Source organism: Streptomyces sp. 7R007, assembly GCF_054850255.1.
The window spans coordinates 1-16,482 of record NZ_JBTWMV010000069.1; the positions used below are offsets into that span (position 1 = coordinate 1).

The following is a 16,482-nucleotide window of genomic DNA, read 5'->3' on the forward strand; positions in this document are numbered from 1 at the left end:
CACCCGGCTCATGCCCGATCCGGGGGCTCCTGCTCGAACGTGGCGTGGAAGCGCCGCGTGTGGTCCACGTGGCGCTCGGCTCCGGTCAGCGTGACCCTGGCCGTCAGGCGCGGATCCGCGCTGGTGGCGGCCAACCGCACTTCCAGCTCCCCCGGTTCGACCACGCGCCGCCCGTCGCGCCCGGTGAAGGAGGCGAGGTCGGCCGGGACCGTGACACGGACGCGGCGGGCCTCGCCCGGCGCCAGCTCGAGCCGGGTGTAGCCGGCCAGGCGCTGCACCGGCTGCACGACGGAGGCGACCGGGTCGTGCAGATAGAGCTGGGCCACCTCCGCTCCGGGCCGTTCGCCGGTGTTGCGGACGGTGAAGGTGAGGGTGAACTCGCCGTCTGTCGGGGCCTGCTGGACGTCGACGGTCAGGTCGCTCCAGTCGAATTGCGTGTAGGACAGGCCGTGGCCGAAGGCGAATGCCGGGGTCGGATCGATGTTGGACACCTCGCTGGCGTGCGCGAGCCGCGCGCCGAGGTACGTGGTCGGCTGGGAGCCAGGCGCGCGCGGCACGCTGACCGGGAGACGTCCCGAGGGATTGATACGTCCGCTGAGGACGCCGGCGATCACGTGCGTTCCCTCCTCCCCCGGGAAGAAGGACTGCACGATCGCGGCGGACTCCTCCACGGCGCGGCCGAGGGCGTACGGCCGGCCCGCGAGCAGCACGGTGACCACGGGTGTCTCCAGATCGAGCAGGGTGTCGAGCAGGTGCTGCTGCGCACCGGGCAGGTCCAGCGTCTCGGCGTCGCAGCCCTCGCCGCTGGTGCCCCGCCCGAACAGCCCCGCGCGGTCACCGAGCACCACCACGGCGACGTCGGCCTCGTGCGCCGCCTGGGCGGCCTCGCCGATGCCGGAGAGGTCTCCGTCGTCGATGCCGGTGCCGCGGGTGAGCGTGATCTCGGCGTCGGGGAATTCGGCGGCGAGCGTGTCGCGCAGGGTGGGCAGCTCGATGCCGAGCGGCGTCCCGGGGTGGTGGACGCCGACGTGCTGGGGGAAGGAGTAGCAGCCCAGTACGGCGGTGGGCTCGTCGGCGTTGGGACCGATCAGGGCGATGCGGCGCGGCCGGGTGAGGGGCAGCGTGCCGTCGTTGGTGAGCAGGACGACCGCCTTCTCGGCGATCTCGCGGGCCAGTTGACGGTTCCCGGGCGGGTCCAGGTCGACCTTGCCGCGCAGCGCGTCCGGATCATCAAGATCCGCGGCGTCGAGCGCGGCCGGCATGGGGCTCCAGTCGGGGTCGAGCAGGCCGAGCATCGCCTTCTGCAGCAGGACGTGGCGCAGGGCCCGGTCGATGAGCTCTTCCGGTATGCGGCCCTCGGTGACGGCTTGCACGAGGGGTGGGCCGAAGGTCTTGACGTTGGGCAGTTCGACGTCGACGCCCGCCGCGAGTGCGGCGCCGGCGGCGCCGGCCCAGTCGGCCGCGATGCCGTGCAGGGTCTTGAGGAAGGCGATGCCGAAGTAGTCGGCGACGACAGTGCCGTCGAAGCCCCAGGTGTCGCGGAGCAGTCCGGTCAACAGTTGTTCGTCGGCGGCCGCGGGTACGCCGTCGGTGTCGGTATAGGCGTGCATCACGGAGTGGGCGCCGCCCTCGCGGATGGCCATCTCGAAGGGGGGCAGCAGGACATCGGCGCGCTCGCGGGCTCCCATGGATGCGGGGGCCAGGTTGCGTCCGGCACGGGACGCGGAGTAGCCGACGAAGTGCTTGAGGGTGGCGATGATGCCGGCGGACTGAAGGCCCTGTACGTACGCCGTGCCGATGGTGCCGACGAGGTACGGGTCCTCGCCGATGGTCTCCTCCACGCGGCCCCAACGGGCGTCGCGGACGACGTCGAGGACGGGCGCGAGACCTTGGTGGACGCCGACGGAGCGCATGTCGCGGCCGATGGCGGCGGCCATACGGCGCACCACGTCCGGGTCGAAGGTGGCGCCCCAGGACAACGGAACGGGGTAGGCGGTGGCGCCCCAGGCGGCGAAACCGGCCAGGCACTCGTCGTGTGCGACGGCGGGAATACCGAAACGGTTCACCGCGGCGATACGAGCCTGCGTGCGCGCCAGAGAGAGCGCACCCAGGGCCGGGTCGACGGGGGCGGTGCCGAAGGGGCGGGTGAGCTGGCCCAGTCCGCTGGGCATCAGGGCCTCGAGATCGGCGGCCTCCTCCATGTCGTGCTGGTGGGGGGCCACTTCACCGCCCTCGTCGGAAGCGCCCACCCATACTCCGTACAGCTGGGCGGTCTTCTCCTGAAGGGTCATCGCGTCGATCAGGGCGTCGACCCTGGCGGTGACGGGGACGGCGGGGTCGTTCCAGAGGGGGATGTCGGGGATAGGCTCTACGGCCACGTTGGCGGTCACTTTCCTTTCATCACCGGCTGAACCCGGCGGTCAGGCCACTGAGCAGTTGCCGGCGCCCGAAGACGTACAGGACCAGGATGGGCAGCGTCGTCAGGACGACGGCGGCGAGGATGGCGGGGACGTTGACCTGGAACTGGCCCTGCAAGGACCACACGGCGAGCGGCAGGGTCCGCTTGGACGGGCTCTGGGTGAGGACCAGCGGCAGCAGGAATCCGTTCCAGATCGTCAGCGCGCTGTAGATGGTCACGGTGACGAGGGCCGGCCGCGTGAGCGGCGCCGCAAGCCGCCACAGCGTCGTCCACTCGGTGGCGCCGTCGACCCGCATCGAGTCGAACAGCTCCTTGGGCACGTCGCGGATGAAGTTGGCAAGCACCAGCACGGACAGCGGGATGGCGAAGGCGATCGACGGGAGGATAAGCGCCAGCAGGCTGTCGTACAGGTGCAGCCTGATGACGATCAGGTAGATCGGGATGATCGTCGCCTGCAGCGGGATGGCGAGGCCCATGAGGAAGAGGCCGTTGACCGCGCGCAGAAAGCGCGTGCCGCCGCTGCGCACGATCGCGTAGGCGGCCATGAAGGAGAACGTGATCGCCGGCACCACCGCTCCGACGGCGACCACGACGCTGTTCACGAAGTACTGGCCGAAGTCGGACTCGATGACCAGCCGGTAGTTGTCCAGCGTGGAATCGGCTGAGGGCGCAAGGGCGTTGCCCGCGTAGTACTTGCTCTGGTCCTTGAGGCTGGTGATCACGGTCCAGTACAGGGGCACCGCGACGACGACGAGCCAGAGCCAGCCGGACAGGCCGCCGAGCCAGTTGCGGCGTTGAGCGGCGGAGCGAGGGTGCCGCTCGCGGCGGGTGATCTTCTCCTGGCGCTGCGCCTTGGTCAGTGTTGTGGTCACGTCAGACCCCCTCGAGCTGGCTAGCGGCGGCGTCCTTGCCGCCGAGCCGGCGCAGCAGCAGGGCGAGGCCGAGGCCCACCAGGACGAGGATGGTCGCGATGACGCTGGCCGGACCCATCAGGTTGGCCTGGAAGCCCCGCTTGTACATGTCGAGCGCGAGGACCCGGGTGGCGTCCCCGGGTCCGCCCTCGGTCAGGACGTAGATCAGGTCGAAGAAGGTCAGCGAGCCGACCACCATCAGCGTCGACGACGTGATGATGGTGTATTTCAGCGCGGGCAGCGTGACGCTGAAGAACTGGCGCACCCGTCCGGCGCCGTCCAGCTGTGCGGCCTCGTACAGGGACGCCGGGATCTGCTGCACCCCGCCCTGGTAGATCAGCGAGTGGAACGGGATGAACTGCCAGGAGACGATGAAGATGACGACTCCGAACGCGAGTCCCGGCCGCCCCAGCCAGTCCTTGCTGAGCCAGTCGATGCCCAGGCCCGCGCCGAGCCCGAAGGTGGGGTTCAGCAGCGCCTTGTACGCGACGGCGATCGCGGCCGAGCTGAGCAGCAGCGGGATGAAGTACACCACGCCGAGGATGGCTCGGTAGCGCTGGCGGCCGGCCATGAACGTGCCGAGCAGAATGCTCATCGGCGTCTGGAACGCCCACGAGGCGGCCATCACCCCGAACGTCACCAGGACGGCGTGCGGCAGCCCGGGATCGTTGAGCACCGCGCGCCAACTGGTCAGCCCCGACGGGTGGATGGCGCCGATCCCGTCCCAGGTCGTGAAGCTCAGCGCGAAGACGCCGACGAGCGGGATGACGGCGAAGCCGATGAAGAACACCAGCGCCGGAGCGGCCAGCCACGGCAGGATGCTGCGGGGCCGGCCGTCGGTCGGTGCCTGGGGGGTGAGCGAGCTCATTTGCCGAGGACCTCGTTGAGGTTGGCGGCGAACTTCGCCGGCGAGATGGACAGCTGGAACAGCTTGACGATGTTGTCCAGGAGCGTCTCCGCGGCCGTCGGGCTGAGCGCCTGGTCCCAGGACTGGGCGAACGTCTTGGCCTTGCTGGCGACGTCGTAGGTGAACTTCAGGAACTCGGCGTCCTTGGAGGCGTCCAGCTGCTTCTCCGTGCCGAGCAGGAGCGGGACCGCCCCGGTGCCGATCCAGTCCTTCACCTCGGCCGGCTGGAGGACACCCTTGGCGAAGTAGTCCTTCGCGATCTTCTTCTGCTCGGCGCTGGCCTTGGAGGAGATGGACAGGTACTGGCCGGGGTTGCCGACGGTGTCGCTCGGGTCACCCTTGCCGCCCTCGACGGGCGGGAAGTTCATGAAGCCCAGCCCGCCGCCGGAGACGAAATCGCCGCCGTCGGCCTTCTGGATGCCGTACGACCAGGAGCCGTGCAGCATCATCGCGGCCTTGCCGGTGTACAGCAGCGCCTGGTCGGCGTTGGAGTCCGCCGTGATCGAGGAGAAGCCCTTGACGAACCCGCCCGCCTTGACCAGCTCCTGCACCTTGCCGAGCGCGTCGAGGGCGGCCGGGTTGGACCAGGCGTTCTTCTCGCCGTCGAAGACGGCCTGGAACACCTCGGGACCGCCGATGCGGTCGAAGAGGAACTCCAGCCACATCATGTTCGTCCACCGGGACTGACCGCCGAGGGAGAACGGCGCTATGCCCTTCGCCTTGAACTTGGGCACCAGGGCCATGATGTCGCCCCAGGACTGCGGCGGCTTCACGCCGACCTTGTCGAAGACCTTCCTGTTGTAGTAGAGGACGATCGGCTGCACGGTCTCGCACGGCATCGCGTAGATCTTGCCATCGATGGTCGCCGGGCCGAACGAGGACGGGAACAGCTTCTTCTTGACCTCGGGGTGGTCACCAAACCACGAGGTGAGGTCCTCAACCTGGCCCGCCTTCACGTAGGAGCGCAGCGTGCCGCCGCCCCAGCCCCAGATGAGGGTGGGCGCCTGCCCGGCGCCGATGGCGGTCTTGATCTTCGTCTTGTACGCGTCGTTCGGGAAGGTGGTGCCCTTGATCTGCTCCTTGGGGTGGGCCTTGTTGAAGGCGTTCAGCGCGTTCGTCCTGACGCCTTCCTGAGGCTGGCCACTGAGGTACCAGTACGAAGCCCCACCGCCGCTCTTACTGGGACCGGACGAGCCGCAGGCCGTCAGCGCCGCGGAGACCGGCACAGCGGCGGCCAGGCCGAGGAGGGTGCGTCGAGAGAGGGAATTCGCCATGTTTGATCTCCGCACTCGAGAGCCCACCGGCTTCTCGTGAGTCGTGGTGAAACATTTTCGAAAACGCCGTCTTCGAGTCTGCGTGTGGAGCGTGTGCGTGAAACTAGGTTTCGGGCTGACGCCCTGTCAAGGCATGCGCGGGTACGCTGTCGAGCAGCTACCACCTGCGTAATATCGGGCCGACACGCCCCTTGAAAAGCCTTGGTGAGCGTCGAAAAATTTCGAAGGTCAGAGATCCCCTGCGGGGATGTCGTACGCACAGCTGAGAGGAACCGATGCCAGCGAACGCCAGGCGTACCACTTTGGCGGACATCGCCCAAGCGGCTGGAGTCTCCGTCGCGACCGTGTCCAAAGTGGTCAACGGCCGCGGTGACGTGGCGCCGCACACCCGCGCCCGGGTGCAGGAGCTGCTGCATCAGCACGACTACGTCGCACCCGTGTTCCGCCACACCGAGGCCGTGGAACTGCCGGTCATCGAGGTCCAGTTCCAGGGCGTTCTCAAGTCGTACGTGGCCAAGACGCTGGAAGGCGTCATCGACTCCGCCGCCGAGGCAGGGGCCTCGGTGGTGATCAGCAAGGCGACCCGCGCCCCGCACTGGGCCCGGGATCTGGTCTCGGCCGGGCGCCGTGCCCTCATCGCGGTCACCAGCGTGTACACCGCCGCGCACCTGAAGGAGCTGGCCCGGGCCGGGCTGCCGCTGGTCGTGCTGGACCCGCTGCACCTGCCCGACAGCCGGGTCCACAGCGTCGGGGCGACCAACTTCGCCGGGGGCCTGGCTGCGACCCGGCACCTGCTCTCGCTCGGCCACCGCCGCGTCGCCTACCTCGGCGGACCGGCCATGGCCGTGCCCAGCCAGGCGCGCATGCACGGCTATCGCGCCGCGATGGAGGCGGAAGGAGCACCGGTTCCCCACACCTACGTACGGCCCGGAGAATTCACGTACGAATCCGGCTTGGCCGGCGCCGCGGCGCTGCTCGATCTGCAAGAGCCACCGACGGCGATCTTCACAGGCAACGACGAGACCGCCCTCGGTGTCATCGAGACCGCCCGCACCCGGGGCCTGCGCATCCCCGAAGACCTGAGCGTGGTGGGCTTCGACGACACGGACCTCGCTCAGATGGCCTCACCGCCACTGACCACCGTGCGCCAGCCGCTACGGGAGATGGGCGGTGCCGCACTGCGCACCGCCCTTCGACTGGCCAACGGCGAGAAGGTCGAGTCCCACCACATCGAACTCGCCACCGAACTCGTGGTACGCGCCTCGACGGCGCCGCCGGGAGCGTAGACCTACGGCAGCGCGGCGCAGCCTGGTGTCGGTGGACGCCCTCGTGCCGTCGTCGCAGGCGGGCGGGGCGACCCGAGGCAGCCGTGGTGCCGTCTGCCGCGGCGCAGGCGGGGCCGTCGGGGACGGTGAAGGCGAAAGCCGCGGTGACCGCGGCGATCAACACCAGTGCGACAGGGGCGTGTTGGTAGACGGTGACGGGTGGGTCGGGGCGACGGTAGCGAGTGAGGCCACCGTCGTCGGCATGAAGACGCCACCCATGGCGCTGCGGCCTGGCCGGGGTCGGCGGAGTCCTGCTGCTGTTCGCCCTGCCGAGCAGGAACACATCCCACGATGATGCGGGGTCCGACGCGGGCGTAGAGGACACCGACCACCTGCACGGTCAGCAGGACACCGAAGCCATCCGAGAAGGTGCTGGTGTGCCGGATTCCGGGGCGCTGCGGCCCTGAGCCTGCTGGCGAAAAGCGCGGACCCGGGTACATGGCGCCGAGAATCGGCACCAGACCTCCCGCAACAGTCGTCGGCGAAGAGGCGGAGCTTCAGAGGGGTTCGGCCGTGCGCGGTTCGAAGACGATGGCCGCGGCCAGCAGGACGGCGCCCAGGATCAGGGTCATCAGGACGGCCACGGAGGACCACCCGCGGTTGGGGCCCTCACAGATGCCGAACATCACGGCCGGACGACGCACGGGAACGTTCACGTAGAAGATCCAGCGCCAGGAGAGACGGTCCACCAGCACTCCGCCCCGGATCGGAGCAGCGGCCGGGGCGATGCGCTGGCGCCGCACAGCGGTGACGAGCCGAGGAAGGCGACCAGGGCGTTGAGCAGGACACGCTTGGCCCCGAACCGCTCGACCAGCCAGGCAGACCGGATCGACCACCTCCACCCGGTCGAGGGCGGCGGTCGTCAGCCGGAACCGACGGGCGAGAGGAAGGCGCCACCGCGATGAAAGCGGTCGCTGACGCACATGATCGGCACAAGAGCCGATCAGGATGTCGCTGCTGCCGTGTACTGCCATGTCGCTCCCCACGCGTCGAAAGAAACTGTGCCAGTTCGTCGAGTCCCGACTACGGATCGGTGGGGCATCGATCGCCCGGCTGCGCGCCCTGCGCATGCTCCTCCGGGCGGAGGAACCGCTGCGGATGCGGGGCTTCCTGCTGCGCCTGACCGGCAAGGGACGGTTGTGCCACCGCGAGGCGCAGGAACTGGACCAGTTCGCGCTCAACGGACGCGGCTGCCGGGCTCAGCGCCGCGGACCGCACGCAGTTGAGGGCCCTGCCGGCAGGTATCGGCGCCGCGACGTCCTGACGCGGCGAGCAGGAGGCCTTCGGTCAAAGGGCGGGAAGTCGTTCCAGACGTTGAGCGCGTCGTAGACGGTGCAGGAACACGCTGAACGTCCAACGCAGGCATCACATGCCTGCCGGTTGGCTGCGCAGGCATGTCGGCACAGCCGTCGCGCTCCGGGATCGCGGCCAGGGCACGTCAGACGGCGTCACGCGGCAGTCCCGGTGACTGGGCGATCTCCTTTTCGGCGGCTTCGATGATGGTCCGTACGGCGGCTGCCGCTGCCGTGGGGTCGTGGGCGGCGATGGCTTCCACGACGGCGCGGTGGACGGGCAGTGAGGCTTCGGCCGCGCCCGGGGTCTGGGTACTGACGTGGAAGCTGTGTTCCAGTGCGATGTCGACGGCGCGGCCCAGTGAACCGAGGAGGCGGTTGCCGCTGGCGTCGAACAGGGCCCGGTGGAAGGCGATGTCGGCCTCGACGTAGCCGCTGCGGCCGGGTTGTGCGGCCGCGGCCTCCATGGCGGCCAGGGCGTCGTGCAGGGCTCGTACATCGTCGGGGCCCGCCCGCTCGGCGGCGAGCCGGGCGGCTTCGGGCTCGACGATGCGGCGCAGTTCGGCCGTGTCGTTCAAAAGAGCCGTGGCGTCCCCGGCCCGCTTCCAACGCAGCACGTCGCGGTCCAGGTGGTTCCAGTGCTCCGGGGACAGCACGCGCGTGCCGGTGCGCGGGCGTACGTCCAGCATTCCCTTGGCCACCAGGGCCTTGACCGCTTCCCGCAACACGCCCCGGCTGACGCCGATCTCCGTCGCGAGCACGTCCTCGACCGGCAGCGGATGCCCCGGCTCCCATACGCCGCCCGCGATGCGCCGGCCGAGTTCGTCGACCACGCGCTGATGCATGGTCCGGAAGTGCACCACGATCTCTGCTCGCTCTCTGGACGCCATTCATCGAATCATTTAATGATTGCCTCACAGGGTACGGCGAGCCACGGGAGTGTCCACATGAGCACCGGGAAGAAGACGAGCCGACGTAGCCAGGCATGGTTCGGTGCGCGTGGCCGCAGCGGGATGGTGTACCGCTCCTGGATGCGCAGCCAGGGATTCGGGCACGAGGTGTTCGACGGGCGTCCCGTCATCGGCATCGCGACCAGCGCCTCCGAACTCGCCCCCTGCAACGTCCACTTGACCCGTGTCGCCGAAGCCGTCAAGCGCGGTGTGTGGCAGGCCGGCGGCTTCCCCCTGCAGTTCCCCACCATGGCCACCGGCGAGACGCTGATGCGCCCCACCGCCATGCTCTACCGCAACCTGATGGCCATGGAGGTCGAGGAGCTGATCCGGGCCAACCCGCTCGACGGCGTCGTACTCCTGTCCGGCTGCGACAAGACGACCCCCGCCATGCTCATGGGCGCCGCCAGCGTCGACCTGCCCGCCGTCATGGTCACCGGCGGGCCGATGCTCAACGGCAAGTACAGGGGCCAGGACGTGGGCTCCGGCACCCACGTGTGGAAGTTCGAGGAGGACCTCAAGACCGGCCGGATGACCGAGGAGGAGTGCTTCTTCGCCGAAGGGTGCATGGCCCGCTCCAACGGCCACTGCATGACGATGGGCACCGCCTCCACGATGGCCTGCATGGCCGAGGCGCTGGGCATGCAGCTTCCGGGCTCGGCATCCTGGCCGGCCGTCGACTCCCGGCGGATGGAGACCGCGCAGGCGGCGGGGCAGCGCATCGTGCGGATGGTGGAGGAGGAGTTGCGCCCCTCGCAGATCCTGACCCGGGAGGCGTTCGAGAACGCCATCCGGGTCAACGCGGCCATCGGCGGCTCCACCAACGCGATCATCCATCTCACCGCCCTCGCCGGGCGCGTGGGCGTCGACCTGAGCCTGGAGGACTTCGACGCCCTGGTGCGCGAGGTGCCGACCCTGGTCAACCTGATGCCCAGCGGCACCTATCTGATGGAGGACTTCTGCTACGCCGGTGGACTGCCCGCCGTCATGGCCGAACTGCTCCGTGGCCGACTGCTGCACGGCGAGCAGATCACCGTCACCGGACGCAACATCGCCGAGAACGTCGAGAACGCCGAGAACGTCAATCCCGACGTCATCACCGGCCTCGACGCCCCGTTCCAGCCGGCCGGCACCGCAACCGCCGTCCTGCGCGGCAATCTGTGCCCGGACGGCGCCGTCATCAAGCAGTCCGCCGCCTCACCACACCTGCTCACCCACCGTGGCCCCGCGCTCGTCTTCGACTCCCCCGAGGCCTACCACGAGGTCGCCGACGACCCCGACCTCGACGTCGACGAGAACACCGTCATCGTCATCCGCAACGCCGGCCCCAAGGGCTACCCCGGCATGCCCGAGGTCTCCAACGTCCCGCTGCCCGCCAAGCTGCTCAAGGCCGGCGTCAAGGACATGGTGCGCATCTGCGACGGCCGGATGAGCGGCACCGGGTACGGAACCGTGGTCCTGCACGTGGCGCCCGAGGCCGCCGTCGGCGGCCCCCTCGCCCTGGTGCGCGACGGAGACCCCATCGTCCTCGACGTCCCCGACCGCACCCTGCGCCTGGACGTGGACGACGCCGAGCTCACCCGGCGCCGGAAGGCATGGAAGGCACCCGCCGAGCCATACACCGGCGGCTACACCTGGCTCTACACCCAGCACGTCGAACAGGCCGACCAAGGCGCCGACTTCGACTTCCTGCGCGGAAGCCGCGGACACGACGTCCCCCGCGACTCCCACTGAGCTCCACACCCCTCGCCTACCGAGCCCACCCCGTGACCGAATCCTTCGAAACCACGAACGAAGGAGAGCATCGATCGTGGAACCGGCAGCAACACGCCCTCGCCCGGCCCTCACCGCCGACTCGGTCCTGCCGGAGGACGCCGATCAAGCCGCCCTTGTCGCACGCGTCCACGACCCACGCTGGGACGGACCGTGTGTGGCCGCGGTCCGCGGCGAGCACGTCGTCGACCTGACGGCCGTCGCGCCCACCGTCTCCGACCTGATGGAACGCGACGACGCGGCGGCCGTGGTCCGCGAAGCCGACGGCGGGCACGTCTGGCGCCTCGACGAACTGCTGCGCGCCCCGGCCGGCCGCCGGGATGTCCCCCATCTGCTCGCCCCCATCGATCTGCAGGTGATCAAGGCTGCGGGCGTCACCTTCGCCCGGAGCCTGCTGGAGCGCGTCATCGAGGAGCGCTCGGGCGGCGATCCGGCGCAGGCCGCCCGGGTGCGGACACTCGTCCAACGGGCGGTCGGCGGCGCGCTCGACGGCATCCGCCCCGGGTCGCCGGAGGCGGACAAGGCCAAGCAACTGCTGATCGCCGAAGGACTGTGGTCCCAGTATCTGGAGGTCGGCATCGGGCCGGACCCGGAAGTGTTCACCAAGGCCCCGGTCCTGTCCGCGGTCGGCACCGGCGCCGACATCGGAGTGCTCGGCGCCTCGGTGTGGAACAACCCCGAGCCCGAGGTCGTCCTCGTCGTCGACTCGCGCGGCCGGGTACGCGGCGCGACGCTCGGCAACGACGTCAACCTCCGCGACATCGAGGGACGCAGCGCCCTGCTGCTCTCCCGCGCCAAGGACAACAACGCCTCATGCGCCGTCGGCCCGTTCGTCCGCCTGCTCGACGACGGCTTCGACCTCGACACCGTCCGCGGCCTCGACATCGACCTGCGGATCGACGGCACGGACGGCTACGTCCTGCGCGGCAGCAGCTCCATGCGCGAGATCAGCCGCGACGTGCTGGAGCTGGTGGCCGCCACGCACGGCGCGCACCATCAATACCCGGACGGCTTCGTGCTGTTCACCGGCACCCTGTTCGCACCCACCGAGGACCGGCACGCACCCGGCGAGGGCTTCACCCACCGACACGGCGACGTCGTACGGATCTCCAGCCCTCGGCTCGGCGCTCTGGTCAACACCGTCGTCCCCAGCGAACAGGCCGCACCGTGGGCGTTCGGCGTGCGCGCGCTGATGCGCAACCTCGCCCAGCGCGGCGTACTGTGAGCCCCGCCGGCACCCATCGACCACCGCTCATCGTACTTCCGCGTCCGTCAGGCCCTCACCAAGCATCTCACGGACGCGGCGAAAGGCTGTTCCTCGCCCCGTGGACGCCGTTTTGCCAAAGCGGCAACAGTAGTGGCGTGACCGGGCCACGATGGGTGACGTTGGGCCCATGACCGACCACATCACAGCGGGATCGCCCGCGTCTGACACGTCCTGGCCCGGCGACGGATACCTCGGGGACCCCGCGGTGCGGGCGGAGTGGGACAACCGATACGCCGAGCGACAACAGCTGTGGAGCGGCCAGCCCAACGGTGCGCTCGTGGCCGAGGTCGCCGGCCTCACGCCCGGGCGGGTGCTCGACGTCGGCTGCGGCGAGGGCGCGGACGCGCTCTGGCTCGCGCGCGGCGGCTGGGACGTGACCGCCCTCGACGTCTCGGGCGTGGCGCTGGAGCGGGCGGCCGGGCACGCCCGGGACGCAGGCGTCACCGTTCGCTGGGTACACGCCGCGCTGACGGAAGCGGCGCTCCCGCCGGCCTCCTTCGACCTGGTCTCCGCCCAGTATCCAGCCCTGCTGCGCACCCCCGAGGCCGCAGCCGAGCGAGCGCTGCTCGCAGCCGTCGCGCCCGGCGGCACGCTACTGCTCGTACACCACGCGGGGATCGACACCCAGCAGGCGCACGACAGCGGCTTCGACCCGGCTGACTACGTCTGGCCCTCGACGGTCGCCGCCCTGCTCACCGACGACTGGACGATCGAGGTGAACGAGCAGCGACCACGCGTGGCACCCGACGGCGGCGCCGGCGCGCACCACACCGACGACCTGGTACTGCGTGCGCGACGACTGCGCTGAGCCAGCCCCTTCGCTCACCGCAGGCCCGGCATCTGGGCAGAGAACGCAGACGGCAGCTTGAAACCAACCTCCGCTGACTCCCGCCACCCGGATGCAGATCACCCCGCGCGGCCGCCGTGACATGGCCGCGGACTTCGGCGCCCATCAGCCGGTAGGCGAGCTGGCGCAGGCCATCGTACGCGGACGGCACCGCGAGGCGTTAAGTCTTCTCCAGCCGCCGCCGGCAAAGCACAGACGAAGGATCACGGCCCGGGTGGCCTGCCCGCGGCGCAGCAGCAAACCCAACTGGGCCTACCCGCTGCGCTGCCTGCGCTCAAAGAGCGCACACGGCGGCAGCGCATCGCGGATCTGCCGCAGGCCTTCCGTTCGTTCAGGTCCCAGGGGCATCTCGCTACGCCCCTGGGAACGCCTGCGCGGCTACGAATTGGTCATGATGGTTCCGTCTTTCGGTCAGTCCCCACGATCCGGTGCTCCTGTGTGGCCGAGGCGCTGCGAGCGACATCGTGCGTCTGGGTGTGCTGTTGATCCGCATCGGCCGGGTGACGCGCTTGCGGTTGATTTTCGCTCCCTCGCACGCAGTTCAGCATGAACGCGCGGAGCCCCCTACGCCCCCTGGCATTCGGCATGGATGGCGCGGATCTCGCTCATGGTCCCCTTCTCTTCGGCCCGGCGCTCAGCGTGGGCCTGCCCCTTGGCCAGATGCCGGTAGTAGCCACCGCGGGACACCCCGAGCACCCAGCAGATCCGCTGCACGCCGAAATCACCGCGGTTCTGGGAGACGAAGTCCCAGCGGCAGGGGCTCACACTGCCATTGAGGCGAAATCGGCCGCTTCCCGGCGCTGGATCTCGCGCTCCAACTGCCACTCCTGCTCGGCCTCGAGCAGCCGGGCGTTCTCCGCGCGCAGCCGGGCCCGTACTCCGTCGCGCTCGCGCTGCCATCGCGGTTCTCGGGCGGGGTCGGGGCTTCGTCCTTGCGCAGACAGGTCCGAAGCGACTTCGCGGTGATACGGAGACCCGCGGCAACCGCCGCACACGTCCGCTTCCCGGCCGCGCCGCGGTAGAGCGCAACGGCGTCCTTCCGAACTCGGGGTGGTTTTGTCGGTGTGGGCATGCGTGCGTCTGCCCGCGGTGTGCCAGGGACCGGTCCGCGTCCCTGGGTCCACTGCTGCCGGGCCCCTGGGGCTCAGGCCGCCGACCGGAGCCCGGCGGGACGACGCCGGAGAGCGGTCTCGAGCAGGGCGGGGGGCCGGTATTCCTGGTCGAGCGCGGTGACGTCGGTGCCCGGCGGGACGATTTCGTCGATCCGGTCGAGGAGGTCGTCGGACAGCTCGACATCGGCCCCGGCCAGAAGGTCGTCGAGGTGGTCCATGGTGCGCGGGCCGAGGAGCGCGGCGCTGACGCCCGGATGGGCGATGGTGAAGGCCATGGCCAAGTGGGTAAGGGGCAGGCCGGCCTCCTTCGCGAGCGGGACGAGCTGTTCGACGACGTCGATGCGGCGCTCGTCGGACAGGTGCCGGGAGAACTGGGCGCGCTTGAGGTCGTTGTCACCGCCCTTGCGCACCCGGCCGGTCAGCAGGCCTTGGCCGAACGGGCCCCACACCATGACGCCCATGCCGTACTCCTGCGCGAGCGGCAGGACCTCCCGTTCGATGCCGCGGTTCAGGATCGAGTACGGGGGTTGCTCGGTGCGGAACCGCTGAAGCCCGGCGCGTTCGGCGACCCACTGGGCCTGGACGATCATCGAGGCGGGCGTGGTCGACGAGCCGATGGCGCGCACCTTGCCGGCCCTGACGAGGTCGGTCAGGACGGACAGGGTCTCCTCCAGGTCGGTGTCCGGGTCGGGCCTTTGGAGCTGGTAGACGTCGATGTGGTCGGTGCCGAGCCGGCGCAGGGAGTTCTCGACGGCTGTGGTGATCCAGCGGCGGGAGCCGCCCTGCTGGTTGGGGCCCTGGCCCATGGGCAGGCCGACCTTGGTGGCCAGGACCACCTCGTCGCGGCGGCCCTTCAGGGCCCTTCCCACGATGTCCTCCGAGTCGGCGTAGCGGTCGGCGGTGTCGATGAGGTTGATCCCGGCGTCGATCGCCTTGTGGATGATGCGGACCGACTCGTCCGGGTCGTTGCCCATCTGGCTGGCGAACATCAGCGTGCCGAGACCGTAGGGGCTGACCTTGATCCCGGTCCGCCCGAGGTTGCGGTACTTCATGAAGTGCTCCTTCGGTGCGGCGCGGCGGGTGGGGCCCCGCCGGCCACCGGCCATCGGCCGGTGCATCCACTGTTCGTGGATCCGCGGGCATCGACCAGTACCCGCCGCAGCCGGTGGACTCGCAGTACCAGGATGGGACGCGGCCGATCGGCGATACTCGGGAGATGACCGGAACCTCGGATCTCGGCAGGGCGTTGCACGCCTGGCGGGATCGCACGAAACCGGCCGAGGTCGGGCTGCCGGACGACGGAGGCCGGCGGGCGCCGGGCCTGCGGCGTGAGGAGCTCGCCCTGCTCGCCGGCTTGTCCGTCGACTACATCGTGCGGCTCGAACAGGGCAGGTCGACGAATCCGTCCCCGCAAGTACTGTCCGCGTTGGCTCGGGCGTTGCGGCTGACGACGGCGGAGCGTGAGCACCTTTTCGTGCTTGCCGGTCAGGCGGTGCCGAGCGCCGGGCAGGTTTCCGATCACGTGCCGGCAGGCGTCCAGCGCCTGCTCGATCGGCTGACCGGCACACCGCTGAGTGTGTACGACGCCGCTTGGAATCTCATCACGTGGAACCCGTTGTGGGCGGCACTGTTCGGTGACCCGCCGCCGTCACGCGGCTTCGGGAGGAATGCGGTGTGGTGGTCCTTCATCGCACCGCCCGCCGGGTACCCCCAGGCGGTGAGCCGGAAGACGGGTCACCGCGCGGCCTTCGTGTCCGACCTGCGAGCGGCGTCGGCCCGCTATCCGAAGGACGCCGCACTGGCCGCACTGATCGATGGGCTCCGTACCCGGAGCAGAGACTTCGCGGCGCTGTGGGATTCCGGCGTGGTGGCTGGGCACGAGTCCCTGACCAAGACCGTCCGGCACGCGAGCATCGGTGAGCTCACCCTCGACTGCGACTTCCTGGCGGCGCTCGGCACCGATCTGAGGATCATGGCCTTCAGTGCGGCGGAGGGCAGCGAGACCGCCGAGCGGCTGCGGCTGCTGGACGTCATCGGCATCCAGGCGCTGACGGGCGCCGGAACGGACACGTGATCAGAGAGCGTAACCCCGGCCCGTCGCAGACCATGACGGATTTCGTCATCGCGGTCGGCCCGACAGCCGCTCGGCCAGTGTCCTGGCGGGAGTGACCCCGGCCCGGGAGTAGAACGCCGAGGGCGATACAGCAGGCAATTCCACAGGTCCCAGCCGCTGCCCGCAACCAGGACCTGGACAATTCACCACTGTGGCCTCACCTGGAACCCAGGCGATGGCACGGCCGTCCGTTGCGGGGCTCGGCCGGTCGACTGCTGCCGCCCCGATCGTCGCGTCCGAGCTGACCCGGCAGAGCGCATAGCGCTCCTCTTCGTGTTCAGGACGCACTCCC

13 protein-coding genes are annotated in these 16,482 nt (G+C 69.9%); 5 read left to right on the forward strand and 8 right to left on the reverse strand.

Annotation, left to right across the window (positions count from 1 at the left end):
- Window positions 1–8: 8 nt before the first annotated feature.
- From ACYF6T_RS40855 to ACYF6T_RS40870, 4 genes are read right to left on the reverse strand one after another with little or no spacing between them, the layout of a single operon-like run.
- Window positions 9–2,390 carry a beta-xylosidase/alpha-l-arabinosidase gene (locus ACYF6T_RS40855; RefSeq protein WP_461703034.1) on the reverse strand — a complete coding sequence of 794 codons (2,382 nt, stop codon included), beginning with the start codon at window positions 2,388–2,390 and terminating at the stop codon, window positions 9–11.
- Between the two features lie 10 nt (window positions 2,391–2,400).
- Entirely contained in the window at window positions 2,401–3,291 is an 891-nt protein-coding gene (locus tag ACYF6T_RS40860; protein WP_461703035.1) for a carbohydrate ABC transporter permease, read from the reverse strand.
- Between the two features lies 1 nt (window position 3,292).
- Complete coding sequence (locus ACYF6T_RS40865; protein WP_461703036.1) at window positions 3,293–4,198, reverse strand: carbohydrate ABC transporter permease; 906 nt, start codon at window positions 4,196–4,198, stop codon at window positions 3,293–3,295.
- Complete coding sequence (locus ACYF6T_RS40870) at window positions 4,195–5,511, reverse strand: extracellular solute-binding protein (RefSeq protein ID WP_461703037.1); 1,317 nt, start codon at window positions 5,509–5,511, stop codon at window positions 4,195–4,197. Before ACYF6T_RS40870 ends, ACYF6T_RS40865 begins: the two co-directional genes overlap by 4 nt.
- A 275-nt stretch (window positions 5,512–5,786) precedes the next feature.
- Here ACYF6T_RS40870 and ACYF6T_RS40875 point away from each other — a divergent pair, with 275 nt between their 5' ends.
- Window positions 5,787–6,797 (forward strand): LacI family DNA-binding transcriptional regulator, encoded by a 1,011-nt coding sequence (locus ACYF6T_RS40875; RefSeq protein WP_461703038.1) that lies wholly within the window; start codon window positions 5,787–5,789, stop codon window positions 6,795–6,797.
- Window positions 6,798–7,333: 536 nt separating this feature from the next.
- On the opposite strand, the gene ACYF6T_RS40880 is transcribed toward ACYF6T_RS40875, so the two are convergent.
- Together ACYF6T_RS40880 and ACYF6T_RS40885 are read right to left on the reverse strand one after the other, a co-directional pair.
- On the reverse strand, window positions 7,334–7,525 hold the full coding sequence (locus ACYF6T_RS40880) for a hypothetical protein (RefSeq protein WP_461703039.1): 192 nt from the start codon (window positions 7,523–7,525) through the stop codon (window positions 7,334–7,336).
- Between the two features lie 749 nt (window positions 7,526–8,274).
- Window positions 8,275–9,018 (reverse strand): FadR/GntR family transcriptional regulator, encoded by a 744-nt coding sequence (locus ACYF6T_RS40885; RefSeq protein WP_461703040.1) that lies wholly within the window; start codon window positions 9,016–9,018, stop codon window positions 8,275–8,277.
- A gap of 57 nt (window positions 9,019–9,075) precedes the next feature.
- Here ACYF6T_RS40885 and ACYF6T_RS40890 point away from each other — a divergent pair, with 57 nt between their 5' ends.
- From ACYF6T_RS40890 to ACYF6T_RS40900, 3 genes are all read left to right on the forward strand, one after another.
- Complete coding sequence (locus ACYF6T_RS40890) at window positions 9,076–10,812, forward strand: IlvD/Edd family dehydratase (protein WP_461703041.1); 1,737 nt, start codon at window positions 9,076–9,078, stop codon at window positions 10,810–10,812.
- A gap of 76 nt (window positions 10,813–10,888) precedes the next feature.
- The gene (locus ACYF6T_RS40895) at window positions 10,889–12,076 is read left to right on the forward strand and encodes a fumarylacetoacetate hydrolase family protein (protein ID WP_461703042.1); all 1,188 of its coding nucleotides are present in this window, start codon (window positions 10,889–10,891) and stop codon (window positions 12,074–12,076) included.
- Window positions 12,077–12,245: 169 nt separating this feature from the next.
- A complete protein-coding gene (locus tag ACYF6T_RS40900; RefSeq protein ID WP_461703043.1) occupies window positions 12,246–12,926 on the forward strand; it encodes a class I SAM-dependent methyltransferase in 681 nt (226 codons plus the stop codon).
- A gap of 603 nt (window positions 12,927–13,529) precedes the next feature.
- Here the strand turns inward: ACYF6T_RS40900 and ACYF6T_RS40905 are convergent.
- Together ACYF6T_RS40905 and ACYF6T_RS40910 are read right to left on the reverse strand one after the other, a co-directional pair.
- Window positions 13,530–13,730, reverse strand: coding sequence for a hypothetical protein (locus ACYF6T_RS40905; RefSeq protein ID WP_461703044.1), 201 nt, complete (start codon window positions 13,728–13,730; stop codon window positions 13,530–13,532).
- 379 nt (window positions 13,731–14,109) lie between these two features.
- Complete coding sequence (locus ACYF6T_RS40910; RefSeq protein ID WP_461703045.1) at window positions 14,110–15,129, reverse strand: aldo/keto reductase; 1,020 nt, start codon at window positions 15,127–15,129, stop codon at window positions 14,110–14,112.
- Between the two features lie 113 nt (window positions 15,130–15,242).
- On the opposite strand from ACYF6T_RS40910, the gene ACYF6T_RS40915 reads away from it, so the two are divergent.
- Window positions 15,243–16,151 carry a helix-turn-helix domain-containing protein gene (locus ACYF6T_RS40915; protein WP_461703046.1) on the forward strand — a complete coding sequence of 303 codons (909 nt, stop codon included), beginning with the start codon at window positions 15,243–15,245 and terminating at the stop codon, window positions 16,149–16,151.
- Window positions 16,152–16,482: the final 331 nt, after the last annotated feature.

Excerpts from the sequence above, each read along its gene's own strand:
- ACYF6T_RS40865 (WP_461703036.1), bottom strand. The coding sequence starts at position 4,198 with ATGAGCTCGCTCACCCCCCAGGCACCGACCGACGGCCGGCCCCGCAGC.
- ACYF6T_RS40870 (WP_461703037.1), bottom strand. The coding sequence starts at position 5,511 with ATGGCGAATTCCCTCTCTCGACGCACCCTCCTCGGCCTGGCCGCCGCT.
- ACYF6T_RS40875 (WP_461703038.1), top strand. The coding sequence starts at position 5,787 with ATGCCAGCGAACGCCAGGCGTACCACTTTGGCGGACATCGCCCAAGCG.
- ACYF6T_RS40885 (WP_461703040.1), bottom strand. The coding sequence starts at position 9,018 with ATGGCGTCCAGAGAGCGAGCAGAGATCGTGGTGCACTTCCGGACCATG.
- ACYF6T_RS40890 (WP_461703041.1), top strand. The coding sequence starts at position 9,076 with ATGAGCACCGGGAAGAAGACGAGCCGACGTAGCCAGGCATGGTTCGGT.
- ACYF6T_RS40900 (WP_461703043.1), top strand. The coding sequence starts at position 12,246 with ATGACCGACCACATCACAGCGGGATCGCCCGCGTCTGACACGTCCTGG.
- ACYF6T_RS40910 (WP_461703045.1), bottom strand. The coding sequence starts at position 15,129 with ATGAAGTACCGCAACCTCGGGCGGACCGGGATCAAGGTCAGCCCCTAC.